Source organism: Vibrio cholerae ATCC 14035, from assembly GCF_000621645.1.
GTDB lineage: Bacteria > Pseudomonadota > Gammaproteobacteria > Enterobacterales > Vibrionaceae > Vibrio > Vibrio cholerae.
Window position 1 is genome coordinate 1 of sequence record NZ_JHXR01000023.1, and the last position, 25,462, is coordinate 25,462.

At 48.1% G+C, this 25,462-nt stretch carries 25 protein-coding genes; 11 read left to right on the forward strand and 14 right to left on the reverse strand.

The window, feature by feature from the left end:
* Window positions 1-33 precede the first annotated feature (33 nt).
* Window positions 34-684, reverse strand: coding sequence for a CatB-related O-acetyltransferase (locus T411_RS0112830; protein WP_000078529.1), 651 nt, complete (start codon window positions 682-684; stop codon window positions 34-36).
* Between the two features lie 380 nt (window positions 685-1,064).
* Between T411_RS0112830 and T411_RS0112835 the strand changes: the two genes are divergently transcribed.
* The gene (locus T411_RS0112835; protein WP_000842852.1) at window positions 1,065-2,465 is read left to right on the forward strand and encodes an alpha-amylase family protein; all 1,401 of its coding nucleotides are present in this window, start codon (window positions 1,065-1,067) and stop codon (window positions 2,463-2,465) included.
* 172 nt (window positions 2,466-2,637) lie between these two features.
* Complete coding sequence (locus T411_RS0112840; RefSeq protein ID WP_001066383.1) at window positions 2,638-3,171, forward strand: cytochrome b; 534 nt, start codon at window positions 2,638-2,640, stop codon at window positions 3,169-3,171.
* A 99-nt stretch (window positions 3,172-3,270) separates the two neighbouring features.
* Here T411_RS0112840 and ulaG read toward each other — a convergent pair whose 3' ends face one another.
* Together ulaG and ulaR are read right to left on the reverse strand one after the other, a co-directional pair.
* Window positions 3,271-4,338: an L-ascorbate 6-phosphate lactonase gene (gene ulaG, locus T411_RS0112845; RefSeq protein ID WP_000049013.1), complete on the reverse strand. Its 1,068-nt coding sequence runs from the start codon at window positions 4,336-4,338 to the stop codon at window positions 3,271-3,273.
* 126 nt (window positions 4,339-4,464) lie between these two features.
* A complete protein-coding gene (gene ulaR, locus T411_RS0112850; protein WP_001006793.1) occupies window positions 4,465-5,220 on the reverse strand; it encodes an HTH-type transcriptional regulator UlaR in 756 nt (251 codons plus the stop codon).
* Between the two features lie 365 nt (window positions 5,221-5,585).
* On the opposite strand from ulaR, the gene T411_RS0112855 reads away from it, so the two are divergent.
* The 7 genes from T411_RS0112855 (at window position 5,586) to T411_RS0112890 (ending at window position 11,616) form a co-directional block, all read left to right on the forward strand.
* Window positions 5,586-7,346 carry a PTS ascorbate-specific subunit IIBC gene (locus tag T411_RS0112855; protein ID WP_000395341.1) on the forward strand — a complete coding sequence of 587 codons (1,761 nt, stop codon included), beginning with the start codon at window positions 5,586-5,588 and terminating at the stop codon, window positions 7,344-7,346.
* 97 nt (window positions 7,347-7,443) lie between these two features.
* The gene (locus T411_RS0112860; RefSeq protein ID WP_000523578.1) at window positions 7,444-7,950 is read left to right on the forward strand and encodes a PTS sugar transporter subunit IIA; all 507 of its coding nucleotides are present in this window, start codon (window positions 7,444-7,446) and stop codon (window positions 7,948-7,950) included.
* An 8-nt stretch (window positions 7,951-7,958) separates the two neighbouring features.
* Window positions 7,959-8,651, forward strand: coding sequence for an L-ribulose-5-phosphate 4-epimerase (locus T411_RS0112865; RefSeq protein ID WP_000286765.1), 693 nt, complete (start codon window positions 7,959-7,961; stop codon window positions 8,649-8,651).
* Between the two features lie 5 nt (window positions 8,652-8,656).
* Window positions 8,657-9,478: a Cof-type HAD-IIB family hydrolase gene (locus T411_RS0112870; RefSeq protein ID WP_000278836.1), complete on the forward strand. Its 822-nt coding sequence runs from the start codon at window positions 8,657-8,659 to the stop codon at window positions 9,476-9,478.
* A gap of 5 nt (window positions 9,479-9,483) precedes the next feature.
* A complete protein-coding gene (locus T411_RS0112875; RefSeq protein WP_000165663.1) occupies window positions 9,484-10,131 on the forward strand; it encodes a 3-keto-L-gulonate-6-phosphate decarboxylase UlaD in 648 nt (215 codons plus the stop codon).
* A gap of 11 nt (window positions 10,132-10,142) precedes the next feature.
* Entirely contained in the window at window positions 10,143-11,027 is an 885-nt protein-coding gene (locus T411_RS0112880) for an L-ribulose-5-phosphate 3-epimerase (RefSeq protein ID WP_000284299.1), read from the forward strand.
* A gap of 157 nt (window positions 11,028-11,184) precedes the next feature.
* Window positions 11,185-11,616 (forward strand): hypothetical protein, encoded by a 432-nt coding sequence (locus T411_RS0112890; RefSeq protein ID WP_000770688.1) that lies wholly within the window; start codon window positions 11,185-11,187, stop codon window positions 11,614-11,616.
* 2 nt (window positions 11,617-11,618) lie between these two features.
* Here the strand turns inward: T411_RS0112890 and T411_RS0112895 are convergent, their stop codons facing one another.
* Together T411_RS0112895 and T411_RS0112900 are read right to left on the reverse strand one after the other, a co-directional pair.
* A complete protein-coding gene (locus T411_RS0112895; protein ID WP_001221472.1) occupies window positions 11,619-12,293 on the reverse strand; it encodes a response regulator transcription factor in 675 nt (224 codons plus the stop codon).
* Window positions 12,274-13,884 carry a HAMP domain-containing sensor histidine kinase gene (locus T411_RS0112900; protein WP_000490349.1) on the reverse strand — a complete coding sequence of 537 codons (1,611 nt, stop codon included), beginning with the start codon at window positions 13,882-13,884 and terminating at the stop codon, window positions 12,274-12,276. The genes T411_RS0112895 and T411_RS0112900 overlap by 20 nt, the downstream gene beginning before the upstream one ends.
* A 283-nt stretch (window positions 13,885-14,167) precedes the next feature.
* On the opposite strand from T411_RS0112900, the gene T411_RS0112905 reads away from it, so the two are divergent.
* Window positions 14,168-14,737: a phosphoribosyl-AMP cyclohydrolase gene (locus T411_RS0112905; RefSeq protein ID WP_001189466.1), complete on the forward strand. Its 570-nt coding sequence runs from the start codon at window positions 14,168-14,170 to the stop codon at window positions 14,735-14,737.
* Window positions 14,738-14,854: 117 nt separating this feature from the next.
* Here T411_RS0112905 and T411_RS0112910 read toward each other — a convergent pair whose 3' ends face one another.
* The 4 genes from T411_RS0112910 to vctA all read right to left on the reverse strand — a co-directional run bounded on the left by T411_RS0112910 (window position 14,855) and on the right by vctA (window position 19,052).
* Window positions 14,855-15,151 carry a hypothetical protein gene (locus T411_RS0112910; protein WP_001161774.1) on the reverse strand — a complete coding sequence of 99 codons (297 nt, stop codon included), beginning with the start codon at window positions 15,149-15,151 and terminating at the stop codon, window positions 14,855-14,857.
* Between the two features lie 80 nt (window positions 15,152-15,231).
* Window positions 15,232-16,425 (reverse strand): acetate/propionate family kinase, encoded by a 1,194-nt coding sequence (locus T411_RS0112915; protein WP_000072096.1) that lies wholly within the window; start codon window positions 16,423-16,425, stop codon window positions 15,232-15,234.
* Between the two features lie 269 nt (window positions 16,426-16,694).
* Complete coding sequence (locus T411_RS0112920; RefSeq protein WP_000098212.1) at window positions 16,695-17,015, reverse strand: DUF2218 domain-containing protein; 321 nt, start codon at window positions 17,013-17,015, stop codon at window positions 16,695-16,697.
* Window positions 17,016-17,072: 57 nt separating this feature from the next.
* Window positions 17,073-19,052, reverse strand: a complete 1,980-nt coding sequence (gene vctA, locus T411_RS0112925) for a TonB-dependent iron chelate receptor VctA (protein ID WP_000350325.1) — start codon at window positions 19,050-19,052, stop codon at window positions 17,073-17,075.
* A gap of 86 nt (window positions 19,053-19,138) precedes the next feature.
* Between vctA and T411_RS0112930 the strand changes: the two genes are divergently transcribed.
* Window positions 19,139-20,155 carry a helix-turn-helix domain-containing protein gene (locus tag T411_RS0112930; protein ID WP_001181423.1) on the forward strand — a complete coding sequence of 339 codons (1,017 nt, stop codon included), beginning with the start codon at window positions 19,139-19,141 and terminating at the stop codon, window positions 20,153-20,155.
* Window positions 20,156-20,200: 45 nt separating this feature from the next.
* Here the strand turns inward: T411_RS0112930 and vctC are convergent, their stop codons facing one another.
* From vctC to T411_RS0112955, 5 genes are all read right to left on the reverse strand, one after another.
* Window positions 20,201-20,965 carry an iron chelate ABC transporter ATP-binding protein VctC gene (vctC, locus tag T411_RS0112935; RefSeq protein ID WP_000615308.1) on the reverse strand — a complete coding sequence of 255 codons (765 nt, stop codon included), beginning with the start codon at window positions 20,963-20,965 and terminating at the stop codon, window positions 20,201-20,203.
* Between the two features lie 2 nt (window positions 20,966-20,967).
* Window positions 20,968-21,918: an iron chelate uptake ABC transporter permease subunit VctG gene (gene vctG / locus T411_RS0112940; protein WP_001154099.1), complete on the reverse strand. Its 951-nt coding sequence runs from the start codon at window positions 21,916-21,918 to the stop codon at window positions 20,968-20,970.
* Window positions 21,908-22,846: an iron chelate uptake ABC transporter permease subunit VctD gene (vctD, locus tag T411_RS0112945; RefSeq protein ID WP_000735136.1), complete on the reverse strand. Its 939-nt coding sequence runs from the start codon at window positions 22,844-22,846 to the stop codon at window positions 21,908-21,910. The genes vctG and vctD overlap by 11 nt, the downstream gene beginning before the upstream one ends.
* 52 nt (window positions 22,847-22,898) lie before the next feature.
* Window positions 22,899-23,810 (reverse strand): iron chelate ABC transporter substrate-binding protein VctP, encoded by a 912-nt coding sequence (gene vctP, locus T411_RS0112950; protein ID WP_000842240.1) that lies wholly within the window; start codon window positions 23,808-23,810, stop codon window positions 22,899-22,901.
* Window positions 23,811-24,215: 405 nt separating this feature from the next.
* Window positions 24,216-24,974 (reverse strand): class II glutamine amidotransferase, encoded by a 759-nt coding sequence (locus tag T411_RS0112955; protein ID WP_000336883.1) that lies wholly within the window; start codon window positions 24,972-24,974, stop codon window positions 24,216-24,218.
* Between the last annotated feature and the right edge of the window lie 488 nt (window positions 24,975-25,462).

The following is a 25,462-nucleotide window of genomic DNA, read 5'->3' on the forward strand; positions in this document are numbered from 1 at the left end:
GGGGTCACAGCCTTGTGCTGAAGCAATGAAAAGCTAGCTCAATGGGTTATGCGGCTCGGCATCATATTGGATGACCGCTTGCTTGAGTGCCGCCAAATCCAATGCGCATAAGTACGATTTGAGCGCCGTAAATTTTTCCGGCGGCCAGTCGTACACTTTCAACGCAAGCAGCTCGTCAATCACCTTTGCGTCAAAACGGTACTTCACCAACTGGGCTGGCGATCCCGCCACAATGCTGTAAGGCGCCACATCTTTGGTCACGACACTATTGGCCGCCACAATCGCGCCTTCACCAATCTTGACACCCGGCATGATCATGGCGCGCATCCCTAACCATGCGCCATCACCAATCTCGGTATTCCCTTTTCCTACGTAGGCTTGTTCAATCACATCCATAAAAGGATACAGGCAGAACCAATCGGCTCTATGGGTATGATTACCGCCCATTAAAATCACGACTTCCGCCCCGATACAAACGTAGTCACCAATCACCAGTTGATCGATTTCCCATAACGGGTCCCAACGTTGGCTAATCTCATCGCCATGTAAATAGCGCACAACCGACGCTTCAAAACCGGCATCCCAGCAATCGCTGTAATAGCTGTGTTTACCTTTGATAATGATGTTTGGATTTTTCACTACTTCATGCAGCAGTTGGACTTTTGACCAATGCTTTTGACTCATATTCCACCTCAAATTCGTGGTGTGCAGACGCTTTCTACTTGCTCTCAAGTAGACCTATTCAGAAAAAATGATACGAATAAGCAAAGTCAATGAATTCGGGGCTGTTTTAATAACGGGATGAGTTTCATGCAAGATCCAAAAATAAGCGGCGGCTAAAGATACCACAGCCTAGGCACACACCCAAAACCAGAGATAAATCACTATTTGTAGCCATACAAATAACCGACAACAAGCTGTACAAATTTTCAACTGTGCCACAATTTTTTGACTTTCAGCCCTACACAGCTTGAAGGTGATCAATGATTCTTCACACTTAACATTCACAGTATCAATGTGAGCTTTATGATGCTTCAAAATACCGTAAATAAGAGAGGCATCTTATGAAATCATCGTATGTTGTTCTTTGTGCCACATTCGCGGCAGCAAGTTTTACTAGCAGCGTACAAGCAGAAGCCATTTTGCATGCTTTTAACTGGAAATATGCAGATGTCACTGCGAATGCAGCACAGATCGCCGCCGCAGGTTATAAAAAAGTGCTGATCTCACCAGCATTGAAATCCAGCGGCAATGAATGGTGGGCTCGTTACCAACCTCAAGATCTGCGAGTCATTGACTCACCTCTTGGCAACAAAACCGACTTACAAACACTGATCAAAACGCTGCAAGATTACGGTGTTGAAGTATATTCGGATGTGGTGTTTAACCATATGGCAAACGAAAGTTGGAAGCGTAGTGATCTCAATTATCCGGGCAGCGAAGTACTAGCCAGCTACACTAACCAAGCTTATTACTATCAACAACAGAAACTGTTCGGTGATTTGTCGCACAATCTCTTCTCACAAAATGATTTCCATCCTGAAGGTTGTATTACTGATTGGGGCAACCCCGGTCATGTTCAGTATTGGAGGCTATGCGGTGGCGCAGGTGATCGCGGTCTACCAGACTTGGATGCCAACGCTTGGGTCATCAATCAACAGCGAGCCTATTTACAAGCGCTTAAGCAAATGGGTATCAGAGGATTTCGAATTGATGCGGTTAAGCACATGAGTCAATACCACATTGACCAAGTCTTCACACCAGAGATTATTTCGGGCATGCATGTGTTTGGCGAAGTGATCACAAGTGGGGGTCAAGGTGATGGCAGTTATGATGCCTTCCTAGCTCCTTATCTGAATAACACCACACACGCCGCATACGACTTTCCTCTATTTGCCTCCATTCGTGCCGCATTTTCTTATCAAGGTTCGATGAGTCAATTGCATGATCCACAAGCCTATGGACAAGCATTACCAAACGCCCGCGCCATCACGTTTGCGATTACCCATGATATTCCCACTAATGATGGATTCCGTTATCAGATCCTCAACCCGCAAGATGAGCAACTCGCTTACGCTTATCTACTCGGGAAAGATGGTGGAACACCGCTGATTTATAGTGATGATCTGGCTGATCACGAAGATAAAGATAATGGTCGTTGGGCGAATGTTTGGAATCAACCATCAATGCAACATATGCTGCGCTTCCATAACGCAATGCAAGGTAAACCTATGACGGTTATGTATAGCGACTCATGTTTGCTGCTCTTCAAACGGGGTAAGGAAGGTGTCGTAGGTATTAATAAATGTGGTGAGTCAAAAAATGTCACCATAGATACTTATCAGCATGAATTTAACTGGTATCAGACCTATCAAGATACTTTAAGTGACGACCGTTTTAGCGTGAGCAGTCGCTACCATACGTTAACTATCCCAGCACGTGTTGCGCGCATGTGGATGCTGTAACACCATCAAGAGTGATCTCTGATCACTCTTTTTCATTCCGTTATTTCTCCCAATACTCATCGTTAGTTACCTTGACTGCTAGCTTTACCTAAATTTACTCAGACAAACTGTTCACAATCTAAGCTAATCGCGCATAATAGCCATGACCTTATGAAACCTGTGGAAATGGATTATGAATAACACAAAAACCTATTCGAAAACCTCGATTGCTCTGCACTGGATAGTTGGTCTGGCCTTTATTGGCGTATTTATCGTCGGAGCCTATCTATCCGACTTACCGCGTGGGCCAGAAAAAATGGAACTAGTGGCGCTGCATAAATCCTTTGGCGTGCTGATCTTGCTGATCGCGCTCGCGCGGGTCTTTTGGCGAATCAAAGAAGGGGCGATTCCGCCAGCCTCTGTGATGCCAGCTTGGCAAGAAAAAGTCGCGAAAGCGGTTCATGGTTTATTGTTGCTCGCCACACTGGCGATGCCACTTTCTGGGATCGCGATGAATATCGGCGGAGGGCGTGCACTGGAAGTGTTTGGTTATACGCTGGTTGCGGCAGGTGAAAAAGTGGTTTGGTTGCAAGAGCTTGGCGCAGCCGTTCACAAAACTGCGCCTCCCATTATTATCGCTATCGTGCTGCTGCACATCGCGGCGGTGCTTAAGCATCATCTGATTGATAAAGATGCCACTATGGCTCGTATGTTAGGCCGTGGTTAATATCCTAGCCTCTCATGTTGTCCATTGTGCCTAGCGGAAATTATTAGGTGCAAGCATAGAAAAAGCCACCAACGCATGGTGGCTTTTGATCATTCATCCTTACAAAAAGGCTTTATAAGGCAGTTCTGGCTCATTTTTGAAGATATCTTGGAAGCCACGGAAATGCTGGTAATGCATGCGTCCTTTATCAGTTGGGTAGGTGTATTTACCGCCAACTTGCCAGAAGAACGGCGCAAATTGGTACTGTAAGCGATCTTTTTTCATATTCCACAGCACTTCGATTTCACGCGGATCATTTTGGAAGTTCGCCCAGATATCGTGGTGGAATGGCACGACAACTTGGCAATCGAGCGATTCTGCAGCGCGCAATACATCCGAAGAGGTCATTTTATCGGTCACTCCGCGTGGGTTCTCACCGTACGACAGCAACGCCACATCAATCTGGTAATCGTTACCGTGTTTCGCATAGTAGTTTGAGTAGTGTGAATCACCGGAGTGGTACACAGAGCCACCCGAGGTTTCAATCAAGTAGTTGACGGCTCGCTCATCCATACCATCCAAAATCGCTTTGTCGTAAGACGATACGCCTTTGGGCAAGGTCACTAACGCGGTGCGATCGAACGAATCCAACACGCGAATCTTAACATCGCCGATTTCAAGCACATCACCGACTTTTGCCACAATGCAGCGCTCCTGCGGTACACCCCATCCTAGCCATAAATCAACACAGGCTTGTGGGCCAATGAATTTTACGTGCTCGCCGCAGTTTTGCAGCACCGCTGCAGCAACGTTAACGTCAATGTGGTCAGCGTGATCGTGTGAAGCCAGCACCGCATCAATCTCTTTAATCGCAAACGGATCGAGTGGGAAAATCGAGGTTCGCAAGTTCGGTTGCAACGCTTCCACACCGCCCATACGCATCATCTGATGCTGGGTATTCATCAAGCGGTTTTTCTGCGTTTTTTTACCGGTTCCGCACCAAAAGTCGATGGAAAGGTTGGTGTTGCCAGCACTCTTTAGCCAAATCCCCGTACAGCCTAGCCACCACATCGAAAAAGTATTTGGCTCCACAACCGTTTGTTCAATCTCTTCATTTAGCCAAGTTCCCCACTCAGGGAACGTACTCAAAATCCAGGATTCGCGAGTGATTTCATTCACTTTACTCATAACAACACCTCTTGTTTCACAACGTTAAGATAAATTTTGGATGTAGGGAACCAAGCGCCGAAATCCTGAAGATTGGCACTGGCCAGTTGGGTTAGTTTTTTTAATTTGGTAAAAGTGAGTGAAACGCTACACTAAAATCACTTGCGTCCCTTGTGCCTCAATGGCTTTCACCACTTCAGCATTCGCATTTTTACCGGTGATGACGATGTCAATTTTGCTGGTAGAGCAAAACAGCATGCCGGTACGCTGCCCGACTTTTGAGCTGTCCACCACTACGACTAGCTTATCGATCTGCTCTAGCATCTGCTGTTCAGCAACCGCTGTGAGCATATCGGTTTTGTACAATCCCGCTTCGGTTAGCCCTTTGCCAGAGGTAAACATCCAGTTTCCCGCATAACCGCCAAGAGAATCTGGCGCGGGGTTGAGGAAAATGCTTTGCGCTCGATTGTATTGTCCGCCAATGATGATCACATCATCGTGATCTTCATTGATCAGATAGCTCGCCAACGGAAAATAGTTGGTCACTATCTGTACGTTTTCGCCACACAACTGCTGGCCCAGCAAAAAGGCGGTCGAACCACAGTTGATCACCACACTATCGCCTGGTTGGCAGAGTTCAGCCGCTTTCAAGGCAATTAGCGATTTCTCTTCATAATGCTCTGTGCTGTTGATATTGAGCGGTGACCATTTTCTTTTTTGATTTTCAATGCGCTCTGCCCCATTACGCACTTTGCGCAGTTTACCTAGCTCATCAAGCTTGGCGATATCGCGCCGCGCCGTGGCTGGTGAGACATTAAAGCGCTCAATAATGTGCGAAACGTTAATCGCTTGATTCTCTTCAAGCAGAGACAAAATACCGTTATGTCGTTGGACTTCATTCATACCATCACCTAACTGAGAAAAAACTCACCGAATGTCGACTTAGTGATTATTTGGTGATTAATCTTGATTGGTTTTGATTCTATTAATCATCGTAAATCTTGTCAAACTTTCTGCACATAGAAATCATACATTTATCACAATTAAATTTAAGTTATTGATTTTTAATCAAATAACAAAAGCCAAGGTGATCTACCTATCATTTATGTGGTTTTCTTTTGGGCAAAATTGATAAAAATCAAAATAATCACAAATGAGCATTGAATGATTACTTTTGATTGTTAAAGTCTATTCCGTGAGCAAAAGGAGCGATTTTACGCACCACCAAAAATCACTCTTCCTACATCAAAACAACTAAGGGTAGAGATATGGAGTTCTTGTACGACGTTTTCTATATTTTTTACAGCCAAGTAATGACCAAAGCCCCTTTGCTGCTAGGGCTAGTCACCTTAATCGGCTATTGGCTGCTAAGACGCGATGCGACAACCATCATTAAAGGTTCAATCAAAACCATTGTCGGTTTTATGCTGGTACAAGTGGGCGCAGGCACACTGGTCGCTGGCTTTAAACCTGTGATTGAAAAGCTGTCGCAATACCACGGTTTAACCGGATCAGTGATTGACCCCTACACCTCGATGATGGCCACCATGGAAACCATGGGCGACAACTATTCATGGGTCGGGTACGCCGTGCTGCTAGCACTGGCGATCAACATTCTGTTGGTGCTGTTTCGCCGCTACACCGGCATTCGTACCATCATGCTGACTGGACACATCATGTTCCAGCAAGCGGGTTTGATTGCGGTGTTCTACTTTGTGCTCGGCGCTGGCATGTGGGAAACCATCATTTATTCGGCGGTATTGATGGCGCTCTACTGGGGCATCTCTTCTAACATCATGTTCAAACCGACCGAAGAAGTCACTGGCGGCGCGGGTTTCTCCATCGGCCACCAACAGCAAGTCGCTTCATGGATCGCCACCAAAATCGCTCCCAAACTGGGGGATAAAAAAGACAGTGTTGATCACCTGCAACTGCCTAAATGGCTGCATATTTTCCACGACAGCATCGCTGCCACCGCGATTGTGATGACGGTGTTCTTCGGCATCATTCTGCTCTCTTTCGGTCTGGATAATCTGCAAGAGATGGCGGGCTCCACCCACTGGACTATCTACATCCTCGAAACGGGCCTTAAGTTTGCCGTCGCGATCCAAGTGATTGTGGCCGGTGTACGTATGTTTGTCGCCGAGCTGTCTGAAGCGTTTAAAGGCATCTCCGAGCGCGTTATTCCTAATGCTGTGCTCGCGATTGACTGTGCGGCGATCTACGCCTTCTCTCCCAATGCCATGGTGTTTGGCTTTATGTGGGGCGCACTCGGCCAATTTGCAGCAGTCTTAGCCATGCTGGCGTTTAATGCGCCAATCATGATCATCCCCGGCTTCATTCCTATGTTCTTCTCCAACGCAACGATTGGCGTCTTTGCGAACCATTTCGGCGGTTGGAAAGCGGTGATGAAGATCTGTTTTGTGATGGGCATTATCGAAGTGCTCGGCTCTGCATGGGCAATTCACCTCTTCACCCAACAAGGCACCGAATTCAGCGGCTGGATGGGCATGGCCGACTGGGCTTTGGTCTTCCCACCGATTATGCAAGGTTTGTCCGCCTCGAAACTCTTCTTCTTCGTACTGGTTGCCCTGGCGTTGGTCTACATGTTCTTTGCTTCCAAACAGTTACGCGCCGAAGAAGATGCACAAGGTAGTATCACGGTCAGTGACGAGCCGGAAGTGATTGAAGCGGTTGAACAAGCTCTACAAGCTGCGCAAGGCACTCGTCCAGTGAGCATTCTGGCAGTGTGCGGTAACGGCCAAGGTTCATCGATGATGATGAAGATGAAAATCGGCAAGTATCTGGAGCAAAAAGGCATTCCACACGTGATGGATTCTTGCGCGGTGTCTGATTACAAATCCAAACTCGCGACCACCGACATCATTGTCTCCTCGAAACACCTCTCAGCCGAGATGGAACCGGGCGAAGGCAAGTTTGTGCTCGGGGTGCAGAACATGCTGAACCCGAATTCCTTTGGCAATGAACTGCTCGACATTATCCATAACCATTTTGTGAAAATTCGCTAGCTCGACAGGCGGTGGGCAGCCGCACCTCTCTGGTTGCCTACCGCCCCCTACGACAATAAGAAGCTGGTTTGATCAGCTCTACTCTGGAGATAGAACCATGGGACTCAAACAATCCTTAATCGAAAACAACTCAATCCAACTGCAAGCCAAAGCCAATAACTGGCGTGAAGCGATCAAAATTGGTACCGATATGTTGATTGCCTCAGGCGCAATCACGCCAGCCTATCACGAGGCGATCATCGCCAGTGTCGAGCAGCTCGGCCCCTACATCTGCATCGCTCCTAATCTTGCCCTGCCCCATGCGCGCCCCGAAAACGGCGTGTTGAGAACTGCTTTTGCGCTGGTGACCTTACAAGAGCCGATCTATTTCGAAGGCGAAGATGAGCCAGTGGATGTGCTGATTACCTTAGCCGGCAGTTCCTCCGATGAGCATATGGAAGGACTGATGGAAGTGACGCAAGTGCTGGATGATGAAAACAGCGCCACCGGAGTGGATCTGGATAAGCTGCGCCGCTGCCGCGATAAACAGCAAGTGTATGCGGTGATTGACCAAGCCCTCTCGCAACAAGCTTCTGCCCAACAAGAATTAGCGCACATCGCGTAGGAGGGAGTATGTACAGCGAACTGAAACAGCGCGTATTCAACGCCAATCTCAAATTGCCCAAATACGGCTTAGTGACTTTTACTTGGGGCAATGTGTCGGAAATTGACCGCGAACGCGGCGTACTGGCGATTAAACCGAGCGGCGTCGAATACGATGCGATGTGCGCCGAAGATATGGTGATTGTCGACCTCACGGGCAAAGTGGTGGAAGGCAAATTGAACCCATCGAGCGATACCGCAACCCATATTGAACTTTACCGCGCCTTTCCCGACATCGGCGGCGTAGTGCACACCCATTCGCGCAGCGCCACGATTTGGGCTCAAGCGGGCATTGATATTCCCGCGCTCGGGACAACCCATGCTGATTACTTTTACGGCGACATTCCCTGCACGCGTAAGCTTTCGCACAGCGAAATTGCTGGTGAGTATGAAAAAAACACCGGCCTAGTGATCGTCGAAGAGTTTCGTCATCGTCATATCGATCCGATGGCGGTACCGAGTGTGATTGTGGCCGGACACGCGCCTTTCTCTTGGGGCAAAAATGCCGAAGATGCGGTGCACAACGCCGTGGTGCTGGAAGAGATCTCCGCAATGGCACTCGCCACTCGCTCGCTCAATAGCGGCATCAAAATTCAGCCCGAATTGTCCGATAAACACTACCTGCGCAAACACGGCGCGAACGCTTACTACGGCCAGAGGTAATCGCTATGTATAAAGTGCTCGCCTTGGATCTTGATGGTACTGTGCTCAGTGACGATCACACCATCCATCCACAAGTCAAAGACGCGATTCGCGCAGCTCAGCAGCATTGTCATGTGCTTATCGTCACGGGTCGTCACCACACCGCTGCGCGCCCTTACTACGATGAACTGGGTCTGACCACGCCCATCATCTGTTGCAACGGCACGTATGTGTATGACTACGCAAGCGAAACGGTGCTGGAGCACAATGCGATCGACAAACAAGATGCACTAACCTTTATCGATCTGGCCCAAGAGTTTCAGCTCAAGCTGGTGATGTACATCAAAGATGCGATGACGTACTCGCAGCGCAGCCCCATCGCCTACATGCAAGCATTGGAAAAATGGGCGCAAGCGGCCTCTCTCACTCATCCGCCGCAAATTTATGCGATTGACTCCTTTCACCAAACTGCGCGTGACTCTGAGTTTGTATGGAAATTTGTCGTCGAAGGTTTACCAAGCTCGGTTGAGCGACTCCTAGAGCATCCTTGGGTCAACGCCCACTTTAATGGCGAACGCTCTTGGTCAAACCGCATTGATTTTGCCGCCAAAGGCAACAGCAAAGGGCTGCGCCTTGCGCAATACGTTGCTCAGCTTGGCTACGCCGCCAACCATGTGATGGCGATTGGCGATAACCACAATGACATCTCCATGCTGCGCTATGCCGGCCACGGCGTGGCGATGGCCAATGCCGATGACACCGTGAAATCTTACGCGCGCAGCCTTTGCTCAACCGATAACAACCACGCTGGGCTTGCCCAACTGATACGTGAACATATTCAAGGATAAACAGTATGACCAAACCAATGATTCAAATCGCCCTCGACCAAACCAACCTAACCGATGCCGTGGCCGTAGCGAGTAATGTCGCCAGTTACGTCGATGTGATTGAAGTTGGCACCATTTTGGCTTTCGCGGAAGGAATGAAAGCGGTGTCGACTCTGCGCCACAACCATCCGAATCATATTCTGGTGTGTGACATGAAAACCACCGATGGCGGAGCCATTCTCTCGCGTATGGCATTTGAAGCGGGGGCGGATTGGATCACCGTGTCGGCTGCCGCACACATCGCGACCATTGCCGCGTGTAAAAAAGTGGCGGATGAGTTAAATGGCGAAATTCAAATCGAGATTTATGGCAACTGGACAATGCAAGATGCTAAAGCATGGGTCGATTTAGGCATCACTCAAGCCATTTACCACCGCTCACGCGATGCGGAATTGGCCGGTATTGGTTGGACAACGGACGATCTCGACAAAATGCGCCAGCTCTCTGCGCTAGGCATTGAGCTTTCGATCACCGGCGGCATCGTACCAGAAGATATTTACCTGTTTGAAGGGATCAAAACCAAAACCTTTATTGCCGGACGTGCATTAGCAGGCGCCGAAGGCCAACAAACCGCGGCGGCTCTGCGTGAGCAAATCGACCGTTTCTGGCCATAACAGGAGGCAGCATGTATCAACATTTACTGCGCCACCGCGTTGGCTTGTATGAAAAAGCGCTGCCCAATCACTTAAGTTGGGAGGAAAAACTGGCCTGCACCAAAGAGCTCGGCTTCGATTTTCTGGAGATCTCGGTGGATGAAAGTGACGAGCGCCGCAGCCGCCTCGATTGGGATGATGCCACCATTTATTCATTGCACCGCCTTTGTGAGGAGTATGGCGTGCCGCTGCAATCGATGTGCCTTAGCGCTCATCGCAAGTTTCCGTTTGGCTCGGCCGATCCCGCGCTGCGCGATGAGGCGCTGAAAATTATGCAAAAGGCGATAACCCTCGCCTACAAACTGGGTATTCGCACCATCCAATTGGCGGGGTATGACGTCTATTACGAGCCCGCCAACTCAGCCACTCATCAGCGTTTTATTGAGGGTATGCAACACGCCGCCCGTTTAGCTGAGCGCGCTGGCGTGATGTTAGCCGTTGAGATCATGGATACCCCTTATCTCAATGCGCTGAGTAAATTTGAAGTGCTGAATCGGCAGATCCAATCGCCCTTTTTTACGGCGTATCCAGACGTTGGCAACATCTCAGGCTGGAATTATGACTTGCTGACCGAACTCTCGTTAAGCAAGCCCCACATCACTCAGATCCACCTCAAGGACACTTACAAGGTGAGCGAACAGTACGCCGGACAGTTTCGTGATTTAGTGATTGGCGAAGGCGACGTCGACTTTGATGAACTGTTCTGCCGCTTAAAAGCGCTGGATTGCGTGGTGCCGTTAGTGATTGAAATGTGGGCGCACGATGAACAGTGGCAACAGCATATTCACACCGCGCAGCGTCGATTAAACCAAGCTTGTGATCGCGCCGAACTCCCTCGCTTGTTCCCTCATCTTTAAGCTCCTGAGCCGCGCAACGCGGCGATTCCCTCAGCAGGGAATGTGCGGTGGGTTTCCCCCGACCTACCGCACTTTTTCAAGCTCGCCTTCAGGGTTGACTTCATATCCACCTTGGCGCACAGTGGCGGCTGTTTGTTTGAAATTCCAACCGGTTAGCATGAAATTACTCCACCTTCAGCTGTTTTGGTACGAGAAGCACCACACCCTACTTGAATTAGAGGCCCTGCCACAACTGAGCCCAGCACAACAGCAAGAACTTGAAGAGTGGATCAAAACACGGCGCAAAATTCTCAGTTATGAAGTGCATCAACACGCGTGGATTAAGGTCAACGCTGATGGTTTTTCATCACTGCTGACCTTTAAACCCAACGGCACCTTGATTGAGAAAGACATGTTCAGCGACAAAGCGCTGCATGGTTTGTGGAAAGTGATGGATGGTTTTTTATTCGTCAAAGTGATCAGCGGCGAGTTTATTGTCGAATACCAAATTGTCGGCCACCAACCTCACCCTGTGCACTGCGGCATTGAATACATCAATGGCCGCGTGAGTAGCTACAGCAAGTTTGCCCAATTGGCGTCGAAAGAATAGGGTTAAGCGTCACCTAAGTAATACCCCATACCCCGCTTGGTTTGGATCAGCGGCTGGGCAAAAGGCATATCGATTTTCTTGCGTAAACGACGCATATAGACATCGACTACATTGGTCAGCGGATCTTGGTGAATGCCCCACACATTCGCCAAAATTCGCTCCCGGCTAAAAATATGCCCCGGTTTACGCAAAAAGAGCTCAAGTATTGAAATCTCTTTTGCCGTCAGCTCTATCGGTTGCTCGGCACGATACACGCGCATAGTGGATAGGCAGAGCTCTAAATCAGCAAAACGCAGCTTATTGCTGGTGTGGGTTTGAATATTACGCCGCTGCAGTGCCTCGATGCGTGCCAACAGCTCTTCAAAATGGAAAGGCTTGGCGAGGTAATCATCCGCACCAGTGCGCAATCCTTGGATGCGTTCCTCCACCTCGCCCAAAGCGGATAACATCAGGATTAAAACCTGATTACCCGTCGCACGGATTTGCTGGCATAGAGTTAACCCATCCACATGGGGCAACATGCGATCTAAGATCAGCAAGTCCGGCTCGCTGCTTTTCACGGTTTCTAATCCGTATTGACCATCTTTCAAACGGTGGATTTGGTGCCCTTCCGCTTTTAAGCCTCGCTCAATAAAACGGGCAATTCTTTCATCATCTTCAATCAATAAGATTCGCATCTTGCTCCTCTCCTCGCGGAAAAGTTAACGTCACCGTCGTGCCTTGTTCCAGCACACTTTCGATGCGGATTTCACCATCCAGTTGTTTTACGATACTTTGCGCCAGCGTTAAGCCAATGCCTAGCCCATCAGGGCGATACCGCTTGCCATTTTCTGCACGAAAATAGCGTTCAAAAATCACACTCAGATCCGCTTCGGCAATCCCAATGCCTTGATCTACCAATTGCACACGCCATGCCTCTTCATCCAACTCAAGATTCAATCCTATCGGTTGCTGCGTCGGATCATAGCGTAAAGCGTTATCCACCAAGATACGGATCACCATCAGCAATTTATCGCAATCCGTATAGCAAAGCTGTGTTTGCCACTCACCCTGTGCTGGCGTATTCACCGTCAACTCAACTTGCTGCGCGTGAGTCAACAAACTGGCTTGCCGCACCACCGCTTGCCAAATTTCACCTAAGAGCAACTCGGTTAACGCAGGATGAAACAGGCGCTCATCGTGTCGGATCAACATCAATAAATCTTCAATCCGAAATGCCAGTTGCTCTGCCGACTCACTGATCCGCAGCAAGGTTTGCCGATACTCATCATCACTATTGTGCCGACTGCGCAGAGTAATTTGCGCCTCACCTAAAATCGCAGTGGCAGGAGAGCGCAGTTCATGGCTGACATTAGCGAAGAACTCTTTTTGTTGATGTTTAGCTTTCTCCAACGTTTGTAAAGCTTGCGCCAGCTCTTGGGTTCGGTCTGCCACTTCTCGCTCAATTAATTGGCGTGACATCCGCTCTTTTTGCTGCGCTTGCTCAAGACTTTGCGCCATATAGTTAAAATGGCGCGCCAGCGTTTTAAGTTCATCAGGCCCGCTGATCGAAATGCGGTGATCCAATCGGCCCTGCTCTAGGGCGGTGGTACTTTTCACCAGCTCAGCCAGCGGCTTAGAAAGGGTACGCAATAACCAAACGCCAAGCAGAGCCCCCGACACCATGCCAAAAACCGCTAAGCTGGTGATGACCGATCTCACATTCGATAACGCATCCAACGCCGCTTCTTCATAACGCGAGGTACGCTGCTGCTGGAGGCTAATGGCTTGAGTCAACAACTGGCGTAAATCGGTATCATCGACCCGATCGAACGACTGGCTCAACAATAGCCAGCGTTCATCATCGTCAGTAATTTTGGCAATTTCCCATGAACGCAACGCCTTTTTTAAGCTGGCGAAGTTGGTTTCAAACAGGGAGATTACCTTGATCTGCTGGTTTATTTCTGAGAAATCTTGCACGGTTAAGCTGTGCTGCTGAGCTTGCTCCGTCAAAAGATTGAGCTTGTGTAGCAGCGCTTCAATTTTGGAAAAACGCATATCCCTTTTCAGGGTACTGCCATCTTTAATCAGAAGATACTCGGCGAGCCAGACTTTAAGTTGCTGTTTCTCGGTACTTAACTGCATAAAACCTTGCAGAATTTGGCTTGAGATTTGCCCACGCAGCAGATGCTGATTCGCAACTTGATTTGACCAATAAGCCACCCCGACCTGCGCCAAAATCAAGGTCAATAGTAATGCGAGTACAAACGCAAGCCGATATCGAAACATAGTCATTTCCCAAAATTGTCTTCTTTCTATGAGTCTCAACTACTCGCAGTGGCAAATAGGCGACCAATGAGTCCATCTCCATCAGCATAGACACACTCGGTGTTTAAGATGAATCAGCGTCGCCAAGACCGCGTTAAGTAGCAAGGAGATATGCAGATTACGTGATCCTCTACCCAAGGGTAAATCTTGTTAATCTGAGGTTAATCTTTGCGCTCGGTTTACATTCATCGAAACCTCGTAGAGTAGCGCTGAACCTACTGCAAACATTTAAGGAAGGCAGATTATGCAACGTATGACTCGTACTCTATCCGTTTCCGCCCTGATTCTGTGCGGCTTATTACCTTTCACGACTCAAGCTGCCGATCTTGTCGTGAATAACAACATCACTCATGAAGATGTGCTAAAAGCCCAACAAGCATGGGGCGAAGCGCTGATTAAAATCAGCGATACTTATCAAAAACAAGGCATCAAAGCGGCAACTGAGCTTGCGAACCAAGTGTTAGATCAAGCCTACGGCTACCAACAAGGCGCAGTATTGTTTAAACCGACCCTAGCCAGTGGCAAGCAAACCTTCCGCACCGATACAGAAGGTGCACTCTCTTACTTTGTTGGCAACAATAAAAGCTACCCGCAAGATTCGGGCTTTGCCCTAAAAGGCTGGAAGGAATACCGTTTTGAAAATGCCGCGGTTTACATTGATGGCGATCTTGCACTCACTACAGGCAATGTCTTCCTAGTGAATGATAAAGGGCAGGAAACCGTGGTAGACAAAAGCTGGGCTTTTAAGAAAGATGAGCAAGGCCAACTGCGCATTGTACTGCACCACTCCTCGCTGCCTTATCAGGCGAAGTGATGCCATTAGCACCGATATTGGTTTTGGGATAACAGAATATCCGAGCGCACTACGCGCTCGGATTGATTGAGATGAGTTATAAACTTTGGGTTTTTCTCATCGTAAGAGAAAAAGCAACTAGTTAATAGCAGGCAATGACTTCGCTTCCATGACGAGATAAGCATCCCAAGATTGTTCATCACGAATACGTTTTACGAAGCCGCGGTTGGTCAACCAGCTTTCACTCGTCTCTGTAATAGCAGGCTTAGTCAGCTTAGTTTCACGCGTCACTTTACAAGCTTCAAACGTTCCTGCTGCAACTACAACAGTTTCTTTACCCACATAGGTATCCGAGTAACTAAAATCCGAGTTAGGCCATGCCTTAGTAATCTCCGTCAAATCTGTTTGCTGGGTTACAGTGCGTAAGCCTTGCACCGTTGAATCGCCGACGGTAAAGCTGGCCAGAGGTGAATTAAGCCAACGACTCGCCTTTTATCGATATTTCGTCGTAACTATTACAATAACTCAACCGACTGCTGGGCAATCACGAATTCTTCGTTGGTCGGGATCACCATGGCTACGGCGTTAAGCAGCTCAGATTTTGCGATGATGCCCGCTTTACCAAAACGCGCTGCTTCGTTGCCTTTTTCATCTTCCACGAAACCAAGCAGTTTTAGGTTGCCGAGAATTTCGCGGCGAATCGGCAGTGAGTTTTCACCAATACCACCGGTGAAGATGATCGCATCCAGATGATCTAGCGGGATAAGGTAAGAGCCGATGTATTTAGCGACACGGTAAGTAAACACTTCAAACGCCAGTTTCGCCCCTTCGTGACCGTTTTCCATCGCTTCCAAAATACCGCGAGCATCTGAAGTCAGGCCGGATACCCCCAAGAAACCGGATTTCTTGTTCAGGGTTTCAAAGACTTTCTCTTGGCTCCAGCCTTTTTTCATCAAAAATTCGATGATGCCGGGATCTAAGTCGCCAGAACGTGTGCCCATCATCAGGCCCGCCAATGGGGTGAAGCCCATGGAAGTATCGACCGATTGACCGTTGCTGATCGCACAAACTGAAGCGCCGTTGCCCAAGTGAACCGAGATGAAGCTCGCTTGCTCAATCGGCTTGTTGAGCATTTTGGCCGCTTCACGGCTAACGTAGTAATGGCTGGTGCCGTGGAAACCGTAGCGGCGGATACCGTATTGTTTGTACAGTTCATGAGAGATAGCACCAGTGAATGCCTTTTTCGGCATGGTTTGGTGGAAGGCGGTATCGAACACAGCAAACTGTGGCAAGCTTGGAAAAGCGGCCATAGCAGCTTGGATACCTATTGCACCGGCTGGGTTGTGGAGCGGAGCAAGATCGGACAAGCTTTCGATTTCTGCCAGTACTTCTTCATCAATACGAACGGTCGAGGTGAATTTCTCACCGCCGTGCACAATACGGTGTCCTACCGCTACTAAGTCTTGAGCGAAGCCCAAGCTTTCCATTAAGCCCACAATGCGGTTGATCGCATGTTGGTGATGATGATCGGCGGCGGTAATCGCCTCTTCCGTTTTCTCACCCTGATATTTCCAACTGATCACAGCTTCAGGCATGCCGAAGCATTCGCCAAGGCCTGAGATCAGCGCTTCCCCCGTTTGGGAATCAATCACTGCAAATTTCAATGATGAGCTACCAGAGTTTATGACCAACACATACGAGTTCGACATGGGGGCTGTATCCTGTTTCAGACGTTAAGGGGAAGCGTTTTCGCTTCGTCATTATAGAGATAGCATTATTCAATAATTTTTGAATCTTTCAACTTTGTTTTAGTTTTTTGTGCGATAGAAACGTTTTTTTGTTGATCTTAAGCAAGAAGAGATTTCTTTTTAGCCGAGAAATATTTCAATTTTTCATCAAAGAAAACAGCGCTCGCCGAAGATGACGAACGCTGATGCAGTATAGGATGAATGCCGAGGGGCAAGATGATGCAGGGCCACTATGCAAGCGATGTCGCTTGCCATTCCAGTGCAATGGATTCTCGGCGTGAAAACATATCGATATGCGAATCGATCACCGCGCGTTGTGCGGCCACATTTTGCTCGCTGTCCCCCTGACAAACAAACGTCAGCGTTTGGTTTTTCTCACACACGGTTAAGGTGGTCACTCCCACAGGAAACTCGATTTGCCCTTGTGTTTCATCCCAAGTCGCAGGGACTTTGCGGGCAAAATGGCGACATAAGGTGACTAAATATTTGACCACATGCTCAGAGTGCAACGTGGCTTGGGATTGGTACAACGCTTGAAATTGAGACGACATAACAAAATCTCCAGTGCAAAAGCCCGCACAAAGCGGGCTTAAATAGAGTAAGAATGATTAGAATTGGTAAGCGGCGGATAACTTATAGCTGCGTCCCGGCTCGTAATCATCGGCTACAAAGCTTTTCGCTAAACCAACACGTGAGGCATGAGACACATAAAGCTCATCAAACACGTTATCCACGCCGAACGTCAGCACTAGGTTCGGGACGGAATATGGCGTCCACTGAGCATACAGGTTATGCACGTCATAGCCTTCTTTCTTGGCGGCGCCAGCCACTACGTTGTCTTCATCCAGAACCACTATTGAAGTCCAGCCAAACAGGGTATCAATCGAATCCGCTTGATAACCTAAGCTGAGCGCGATGCTGTCACCCATATCGGCGCTGTTACCAACGGAATTGAGCATTGGGCCACCATTTGTAACATCATTCGCATCCGAGTGCGCGTAAGAGAGCTTGGCGCTCGCGGCTTGGTAAGCGTAAGTTGTGCTCAGTTCAAAACCTTTGATTTCCATATCCCCTACGTTACTGATCAGGTAACTGTTACTAGTACGAATATGGTCATCAATCTGGGTTTTAAACAGGGTGAAGTTGGCACCCACAAAGTGATCGCCATAAGTTTTATCAAAGCGCACACCACCTTGAGTGTTTAAGCCCGTTTCAGGTTTGATGTTATCCGCTAAGCGAGCTTGATCTTGGTAACGAACAAAGGTCTCCAGCAGCTCTGGGCCTTTGAATAGCGAGCGGGCGTTGGCAAACAGCGTCCAATCACTGGTCACATCCCATTCCGTACCCAGTGACCAAGTCACCTCATCAAAATCTTTCGTGCCTGTCATAGCTTTACGTTTGAAATCATCAAAACGCAGACCGGCGGTCAATGACCAAACGTCATTTACATACAGTTTGTTCTCCGCAAACACAGCGGTAGAAACTGCAGATTCTTCCATAAATGGGGTGCTGCCATAGGTCGCTTTGCTGGTTTGATCGACATAATCCATACCATAGCTTACTTGGTTACGGTGCGCGGCCAGTTCATAGTCAGATTGGAAGAGCGCGTTAATGCCAACATTGCGGTTTGTCGCCGTATTGCGTGAAAGGCGGTTGCCCGGCCAAACACCCGCCATCACACTTTCATCACGATCAATTTCGGTTTGGCTACTGTAGAGGGTGACTTTACCGCGATGCTTATCTTGCTTGAGTTCATAAGAGCCAGTGATGGTATCGCGGTCATAATGCGTCGGAACCAAACGGTTTTTGCTCAAACCTAGGTTGGCACTTCCTGCCATATCAGGGCGTGGGCTATAGTCCCCTTGATCACGATAGACATCATAGGAAACTTGGAATCGATGACCAACAGCCGGTTCAAAGCCGACTTTTGCAAGAACGTTATAGGTATCCCCTTTCACGCCAAAAGTTTCTTTACCGGCACCATCTTCAAAGTTATCGCGTGAGATACCTTGACCATAAACCATGGCGTCAACCGTTTCGCTCAATTGACCGTAAACCGTGAGTGAACCTTGCTGGTTATCGTTTGAGGCATAACCGCCGAAGATACGGGCACCAAACTGCTCACCACCCACCAGCAGATCTTTCGCATTCTTGGTTTCAAAATAAACCGAACCACCGAGGCCACTTTGGGTCACTGAGTTGTTACCCACCTGCACATCGGCTGATTTCAAAATGTCTGGGTTAAGCGTTAAGTTACCAATGTGATGGAACATATTGGCGTGCTGTGAAGCGCCATCCAAACGAATATCCAGGTTGGTTTCACCCAATCCGCGAATGTTAATTCGTTGGTTAACCGAGTGCGTTCCGCCTACATCAACCCCGGGAATATCACGCAGCAAATCCGACATGTGATCGGCTTGTTTGAGTGATAGATCGTCCGTGGTGAGAGATTCCGAGCTGCTCGATACTTTCGTACCCCAGATCACCACATTTTCCTGCTCCGGTGTCGCTTTCTGCTCAGCAACCGCGTTGGCCGACATCGCGGCAGTGATCGCAAGCCATAACGCAGACTTCTTGCAAATATCCATACTGACTCAATTCCTCAAAAATACAAATGATAACGATTCGCATATATGTTAAATTGAGCTCAACCAATAGAGAAGTTGAATTGATTATGCAAAATCGCACATCAGTTATGGAAAACACGCAAAATCAACATAAGGTATTAACCAAAAACGGCGCACGCCAAACGGTCACCTTGTCACGTCATGTGGTCAAGGAGCGAGATGAGCAAATTGTTGCGCAAAATTTGAATCAACCTGTGATGGCACAAGGCCACTTTGTGGAATACGTCAGTCCAAACGGGTTTACCTTGCATGGAGGGTCTAGCCTTGAATTGGCCGATTGCGATGTGATGACCACCAGCGCGCCAGCCCTTGTCATCATTCTCTTGCTGGAAGGCACCTTACGCTTTGCCTATGATGATCTCAAACTTGAATTGTGTGCCAATCAGCATCCACAAGCTTTAATGGTCAATTTGGAGCAGCCGTGCATCTTCCATCGCCGTCTGCATCAAGGGATGACAGTACGCAAACTCAACATCGTTTTATCGCCCGATACATTGCAAAAATTCGCGCAACACTCCTGCCCATTGCAACATTTTCTGCAACAAGACAAAGCACTGGTTCCACTTTCACTGAACGAGGAAAGTTGGCAAGCCGTTGAGTCTCTGCTCAACCGTCGTGTGATCCACACCATCAGTGCGCATATTGCTCGGGAAGCCACGGTTTGGCGCTTGGTGCATGACGCCGTGTTGCAATGCCCTAAACACGCCACCTCGTTATCTCAGCACCAAGAGGGACAATCTGAGCAATGGATTAATCAGTTGCTGCACTATATCGATCAGCATTTGCATGAAGAGATTTGCTTAGAGCAACTGGCAGAACGCCATGCGATGAGCGTTTCCAACTTACAACGCAAATTTAAAACTCGCCTGAATATGACGATTGCACACTACATCCGGCACCGACGGTTACAACTGGCGCGTCAGCAATTAGAGCGAGGTTTGGTCACCATCACAGAGGCCGCGTATGAAGCAGGCTACCTGCACCCTTCCAACTTTACCGCAGCGTTTAAAAAAGCCTTTGGTATCTCTCCGCAGGCTTTTGTGGAATTAAAACAGGCGGGTTAATTGCCATGATTCTGGCCAAGCTTATCCCCTACTTGTACTGCTGCCTCACGTCGGAAGAGTATAGAGACATAAGCGCTGCCCCTGCATCTCAATCACATTAAATGGGGTATCGTAAATGGCGCTCAACACTTCAGATTGGATCACATCACGCACCGAGCCTGTGGCTACGACTTCGCCTTTTTTCAATGCGACGATTTTATCGGCGTAGCAGGAAGCAAAGTTGATGTCGTGGATCACCACCACCACCGCCTTATTCAGCTCATGGGCTAAACGGCGCAGCGTAGACATGATTTGCAGCGAATGCTTGATATCCAGATTGTTTAACGGCTCGTCGAGGAAGACGTAATCGGTATCTTGCGCCATGACCATGGCGATAAACGCGAGTTGACGCTGACCACCACTCAGTTCATCCAGATACTGATACTGAATGGTTTCGAGATCGAGATACTCGATCGCTTGGTTGATGATCTGCTCATCTTGTGTGGTCAATTTTCCTTGGCTGTAAGGAAAACGGCCAAAAGCCGTCAACTCTCGCACCGTAAAACGCATATTGAGCACATTCGATTGACGCAACACCGCTAGCTTTTGGGCCAGCGCCTTGGTGTTCCACTCCACCAACTCACGCTGCTCAATCCAGACTTTACCGGCATCCCGATTGACCAAACGGCTCGCCATTGAAAGCAGCGTACTTTTGCCTGCGCCATTAGGGCCGATAATCGCCGTCACCTGCCCTTTATCAAACTGAGCACTGGCGTCATGTACCACGCGCTTGGTACCAAAATGTTTGGTGAGCTTTTCCAGTTGAATCATTGCTAAACCACTTTATTGCGAAGTAACAGCGAGAGGAAATAGATCCCGCCGATAAAATTGATCACCACACTCAAGGTGGTCCCGAAATGAAACACTTTTTCGATGATCCACTGGCCTGACAATAGTGCGCACACCGACATCGCCGACGTGGCAAGCAGCAAGGTGGAGTGACGATAAGAGCGGAACCATTCGCGAGTCAGGTTTGTCACCAGCAGCCCAAAAAACAGAATGGGCCCGACCAGAGCGGTGGAAATCGAAATCAGCAGCGCGCTGATCAGCAAGACATTACGCGTCACTTTGTGTACATCGACACCTAAACTCACCGCGTTATCTTTATCTAACCAGAACACATCGAGCACACGATGCTGACGGAACAGCAGCACGCAAGCCAATAGCAGCAGAGGCGACACCACATACACCAACTTGGTGTTGACGTTATTAAAGCTGGCGAACATGTTAGCCTGCACCGAAGCAAAATCGTTCGGATCCATCAACATCACAAAGAAAGAGGCGATGCTGGAAAAAAGCTGGCCTAAAATCACCCCAAGCAGTAACAGCACAATCAAGTTGCGATGCCCACTTCGGAAATAAAAAGTAAACAGCAGCGTCGAGAAGCTGAGCATCGCCGCCACCGACAGTGAAAAATTCCAGTACACGTTCATCGCAATACTGCTCATGCCCCCAAACAGCACCACGACCAACACTTGGGTGAACATGTATAAAGCATCAAACCCCATAATACTCGGCGTTAAAATACGGTTATGGGTGATGGTTTGAAACGCCAACGACGACTGCGCAATCGCAATGCCAGCAAAGACCATAGCCAACACTTTCGGCACACGACGCGATAAAAAATACTGGTAGTTGTCCGCATTGAGCCCGACGCCAATAAACAGCGCCGCAAACAGCAGAGAAATCGCGATCAGCAGCAGTAATTTCGTTCTATCCTGCATGACGCTGCCCTCGCAAAATCAAGGCAATAAACACCGAACCACCTAAAATACTGATGATCATAGAGATGGGGACTTCATACGGGAAGATGATGACGCGCCCCACTAAATCACATAACAACACGAACATCGCCCCGAAAATGGCAGTGCGCGGAATATTTTTACGCAAATTATCGCCGTAATAGAGGCTGACTAGATTAGGCACAATCAAACCCAAGAAAGGCAGTTGACCGACAATCATGACCACGGTCGCCGACATGATGGAGACTAAGGCCACACCGATGATCATGACCTGTTGATAATTCAAACCCAGATTGGTCGCAAAATCTTTTCCCATCCCCACGGCAGAAATGCGTGCGGCGTACAAATAGCTGAAAATAGCCACTGGGATTGCGATATAGAGCAGTTCAAAATCCCCTTTAAGCAGGTTGGCAAAATTGGCAACAGCCCAACCGGAAAGATTTTGGATAGCATCATATTTGTAGGCAATAAAGGTCGCCAAAGAGTCAATCACATTGCCAAAAATGATGCCGATCAGCGGCACGAAAATGACGTTTTTAAACTGAATGCGCTGAATGAAAAACACAAAGACCAGCGTACCCAACATGGAGACGCCGAAAATCAACCAGAGGTTTTGACCATGGCCAAACAGAACTAGGCTAAGCACGTAACCGAGCATGGCACACTCAATCGTGCCGGAAGTCGATGGTGAGGCAAATCGGTTTTGACTCACTTGCTGCATGATAAGACCCGCGATGCTTAAACCCGCACCGGAGAGCAAAATCGCTAATAATCGGGGGACTCGGCTAGTCAGCAGTAACTGCCAAGCTGACTCATCACCTTGAAACAAGGCTGCGAGGGATAAATTGCCCACGCCAACAAACAGGGAACAAAAACTAATAACAACTAAAACAAGCAATAACTTTTTCAAAGTAAACCTCAGCCTGTCAGCAAGAGGAGAGTTCCCCCTCCTCCGTGCTTATTTACTGCATACCAACTGACGCTTTCATGTCGGCAACCATCTGCTCTGTCGCTTTCACGCCAGAGATAGCGATGTACCAAGCATTCACATCGAGATAAGCAATATGGCCGTTTTTGTAAGCTGTGGTGGCTTTAACCAGATCATTTTCAAAGGTTTGGCGAATATTGGTTTCACCTTTAGTCACCACTTTATCTCGGTCAACCACCAGCAAGGTTTTCGGATTGTGTTCACGGATGTACTCAAATGAGATCAGATCACCATGGCTGCTCTCTTTGCTGACTGGCACGGTTTCACTAAATCCAAAATCTTTGTACACCGAAGAGAAGCGTGAATTGGCACCAAAAGTCGTCAGGTTGCCGCCAGAGCTCATGACCAACATCGCATCACTTTTATGTTGTTGGTTGTATTGCATGATGGATTTAAATTGCGCGTCAACTTGCTCAATTTTGGCTTCGACCGCAGGCTCAATCGCAAACACTTTGCCTAGGTTACGCCACTGCTGTTGAGTGCTTTCCCAATAACCTTGGTCAGCTTCAGCAGCAAAAACGATGGTCGGTGCAATTTTTGATAGCTCGTCGTAGCTTTTCGATGCACGCGGCCCAATCACAATCAGATCCGGTTTTTGGGTATAAATCGTTTCAAAATCTGGCTCAAACAACGAACCTGCACTTGGATACTTATCACTCTTGTATTTGGCAAGATAGTCAGGAGTACCATCAAATTTGGAAACGGCAACCGGCTCAATACCGAAACTGTCGATAGCGTCCAGAGCCCCCACACCAATAACCACTACACGTTGCGGTTTCTGCTCAAGGGTGGTTTTACCCAAGCGATGTTCAATCGTTACTGTCTCTGCTTGTGCAGCAAACGCAGCCAATAATCCTAATGCAGCCCAATGAATACGAGATTTCATATGTTCCTTCCGAAAGTGGTTGAGATAAGCAAGTGGAATCATTTTGATACTTATTCTCATTAAGAGAGTGCGTACTATAATCAAAACCAACTTGGCAATGCAACTGTGTGAGGGAAGATATCGTTGAACAATTTAGAAATGCACAAACCCTCGCCAATTCTTATCAATAGCAAGGGTCTACAAGATTCATTTAATGAATTTGATTCATACCCAAACCACTTGGAGTTGCAGGTAGGCGGCAAGTGAGTGACAAATTTGTCTGGAACAAATTTGCACAGCCATCGGCTGGCCTTTGGTGAGAGCCAAGGATGGCTCTCACAATCCCCATGAACATAGATAGACTATGTGGTTGGGGAGAACTAACGTAGCCAACACCGCTGCAGCTTCAAGTAGGAAGGGGATAGCTTAAATAAGGTATGACTGACACTCAGCCCCAAGCACATGCGTAATGGTTTGTGGCTCTACCAATAACCAATTAGGACAAGCATCCAAGGGCTCGGAGGCTAAGATGATTCCATCTTGCCAAGGTTTGCGGTAAACCGTCGGCGGTTGACCATCGGTACTGTAACGAACCAGCCAAAACTGTTGACCATCAGAGAGACAAATAGAGGCTTTAAACGGTAACACGACGCTTTTTACGACCATCAAGGCTTCTATTTCCGCAATGGTTTGGCGAATAGCTGCCACCGGATCTCGCTCTAAACCATTTTTGAGCATCAATAGGAAAATCAATTCGCTGTCCGTCGTACCGATGCGCCGAATGTATAAATGCTCAGGCAGTGAGCGCTCCAGCTCATATTTCACCGCACAATAGTCACCAATTTGGCCGTTATGCAGAAACATCCAGTGGTTATACATGAAGGGATGACAGTTTGAACGCGATACTTGCGTGCCCGTCGATGAACGAACGTGAGCCATAAAGCGATGTGAGCGAATATGGTGAGCCAATGAGCGTAGATTCTCATCTCCCCAAGCCGGTAACACTTCGTGGAAGCGTCCCGGCGTGCTGCGCTCTGTGTACCAACCTAGGCCAAACCCATCCGCGTTGACTCGAGTTACCGCTTTACGCGCTTCCAGACTTTGGTGAACTAACGAATGCTCTGGTTGATAAACCAACTGCTCTAAATAGATGGGGCTCCCTTGATAAGCCAGCCAGCGACACATAACCACGTCCTGTAAAAAAGTATTTCTGATTTCAATAAAGCATGTTTAGTTACAGGGTGCAATACGGGGTGAAAAATATAACTGAATTCTAGCCAACGCTTGCAGTATAAGGCTTCAATCCGCTCTCGATTCGTCGCCCTATCCCCTCTTTGTGACCGATCAACACCGCTGCGGCGTCAAGTAGGAAAGGGATAGAGTGTACCAAAACCGCTCACACCACGACAGCGTCAAATCGAAACAAAATCAATGAAGCAAGATCAAATTATTTCCCTTTATTTTATCGTCAATCGAGTGATGGGATTTCGCATATATTGATAGCATGTTTAATTTCACTGATTATTTATTGTGCTCTAATTGCTTTATTTAACAGACCTAACTAACAATTACGATGTTTTATATCGACATAGATATCATTTATCCATGTCGATATTGTGCATAGTTAATTGTCTTATTAGTCATTTATTCGATTGATGATTTGTTTACTGAAT

Excerpts from the sequence above, each read along its gene's own strand:
- vctP (WP_000842240.1), bottom strand. The coding sequence starts at position 23,810 with ATGAAATCTCGTATTCATTGGGCTGCATTAGGATTATTGGCTGCGTTT.
- T411_RS0112955 (WP_000336883.1), bottom strand. The coding sequence starts at position 24,974 with ATGTGTCGCTGGCTGGCTTATCAAGGGAGCCCCATCTATTTAGAGCAG.
- vctA (WP_000350325.1), bottom strand. The coding sequence starts at position 19,052 with ATGGATATTTGCAAGAAGTCTGCGTTATGGCTTGCGATCACTGCCGCG.
- T411_RS0112890 (WP_000770688.1), top strand. The coding sequence starts at position 11,185 with ATGAAATTACTCCACCTTCAGCTGTTTTGGTACGAGAAGCACCACACC.
- vctC (WP_000615308.1), bottom strand. The coding sequence starts at position 20,965 with ATGATTCAACTGGAAAAGCTCACCAAACATTTTGGTACCAAGCGCGTG.
- T411_RS0112855 (WP_000395341.1), top strand. The coding sequence starts at position 5,586 with ATGGAGTTCTTGTACGACGTTTTCTATATTTTTTACAGCCAAGTAATG.
- T411_RS0112860 (WP_000523578.1), top strand. The coding sequence starts at position 7,444 with ATGGGACTCAAACAATCCTTAATCGAAAACAACTCAATCCAACTGCAA.
- T411_RS0112840 (WP_001066383.1), top strand. The coding sequence starts at position 2,638 with ATGAATAACACAAAAACCTATTCGAAAACCTCGATTGCTCTGCACTGG.
- T411_RS0112900 (WP_000490349.1), bottom strand. The coding sequence starts at position 13,884 with ATGTTTCGATATCGGCTTGCGTTTGTACTCGCATTACTATTGACCTTG.
- T411_RS0112920 (WP_000098212.1), bottom strand. The coding sequence starts at position 17,015 with ATGTCGTCTCAATTTCAAGCGTTGTACCAATCCCAAGCCACGTTGCAC.
- T411_RS0112835 (WP_000842852.1), top strand. The coding sequence starts at position 1,065 with ATGAAATCATCGTATGTTGTTCTTTGTGCCACATTCGCGGCAGCAAGT.
- ulaG (WP_000049013.1), bottom strand. The coding sequence starts at position 4,338 with ATGAGTAAAGTGAATGAAATCACTCGCGAATCCTGGATTTTGAGTACG.
- T411_RS0112880 (WP_000284299.1), top strand. The coding sequence starts at position 10,143 with ATGTATCAACATTTACTGCGCCACCGCGTTGGCTTGTATGAAAAAGCG.
- vctG (WP_001154099.1), bottom strand. The coding sequence starts at position 21,918 with ATGCAGGATAGAACGAAATTACTGCTGCTGATCGCGATTTCTCTGCTG.
- T411_RS0112905 (WP_001189466.1), top strand. The coding sequence starts at position 14,168 with ATGCAACGTATGACTCGTACTCTATCCGTTTCCGCCCTGATTCTGTGC.
- ulaR (WP_001006793.1), bottom strand. The coding sequence starts at position 5,220 with ATGAATGAAGTCCAACGACATAACGGTATTTTGTCTCTGCTTGAAGAG.
- T411_RS0112865 (WP_000286765.1), top strand. The coding sequence starts at position 7,959 with ATGTACAGCGAACTGAAACAGCGCGTATTCAACGCCAATCTCAAATTG.
- T411_RS0112875 (WP_000165663.1), top strand. The coding sequence starts at position 9,484 with ATGACCAAACCAATGATTCAAATCGCCCTCGACCAAACCAACCTAACC.
- T411_RS0112915 (WP_000072096.1), bottom strand. The coding sequence starts at position 16,425 with ATGTCGAACTCGTATGTGTTGGTCATAAACTCTGGTAGCTCATCATTG.
- T411_RS0112830 (WP_000078529.1), bottom strand. The coding sequence starts at position 684 with ATGAGTCAAAAGCATTGGTCAAAAGTCCAACTGCTGCATGAAGTAGTG.
- T411_RS0112870 (WP_000278836.1), top strand. The coding sequence starts at position 8,657 with ATGTATAAAGTGCTCGCCTTGGATCTTGATGGTACTGTGCTCAGTGAC.
- T411_RS0112895 (WP_001221472.1), bottom strand. The coding sequence starts at position 12,293 with ATGCGAATCTTATTGATTGAAGATGATGAAAGAATTGCCCGTTTTATT.
- T411_RS0112930 (WP_001181423.1), top strand. The coding sequence starts at position 19,139 with ATGCAAAATCGCACATCAGTTATGGAAAACACGCAAAATCAACATAAG.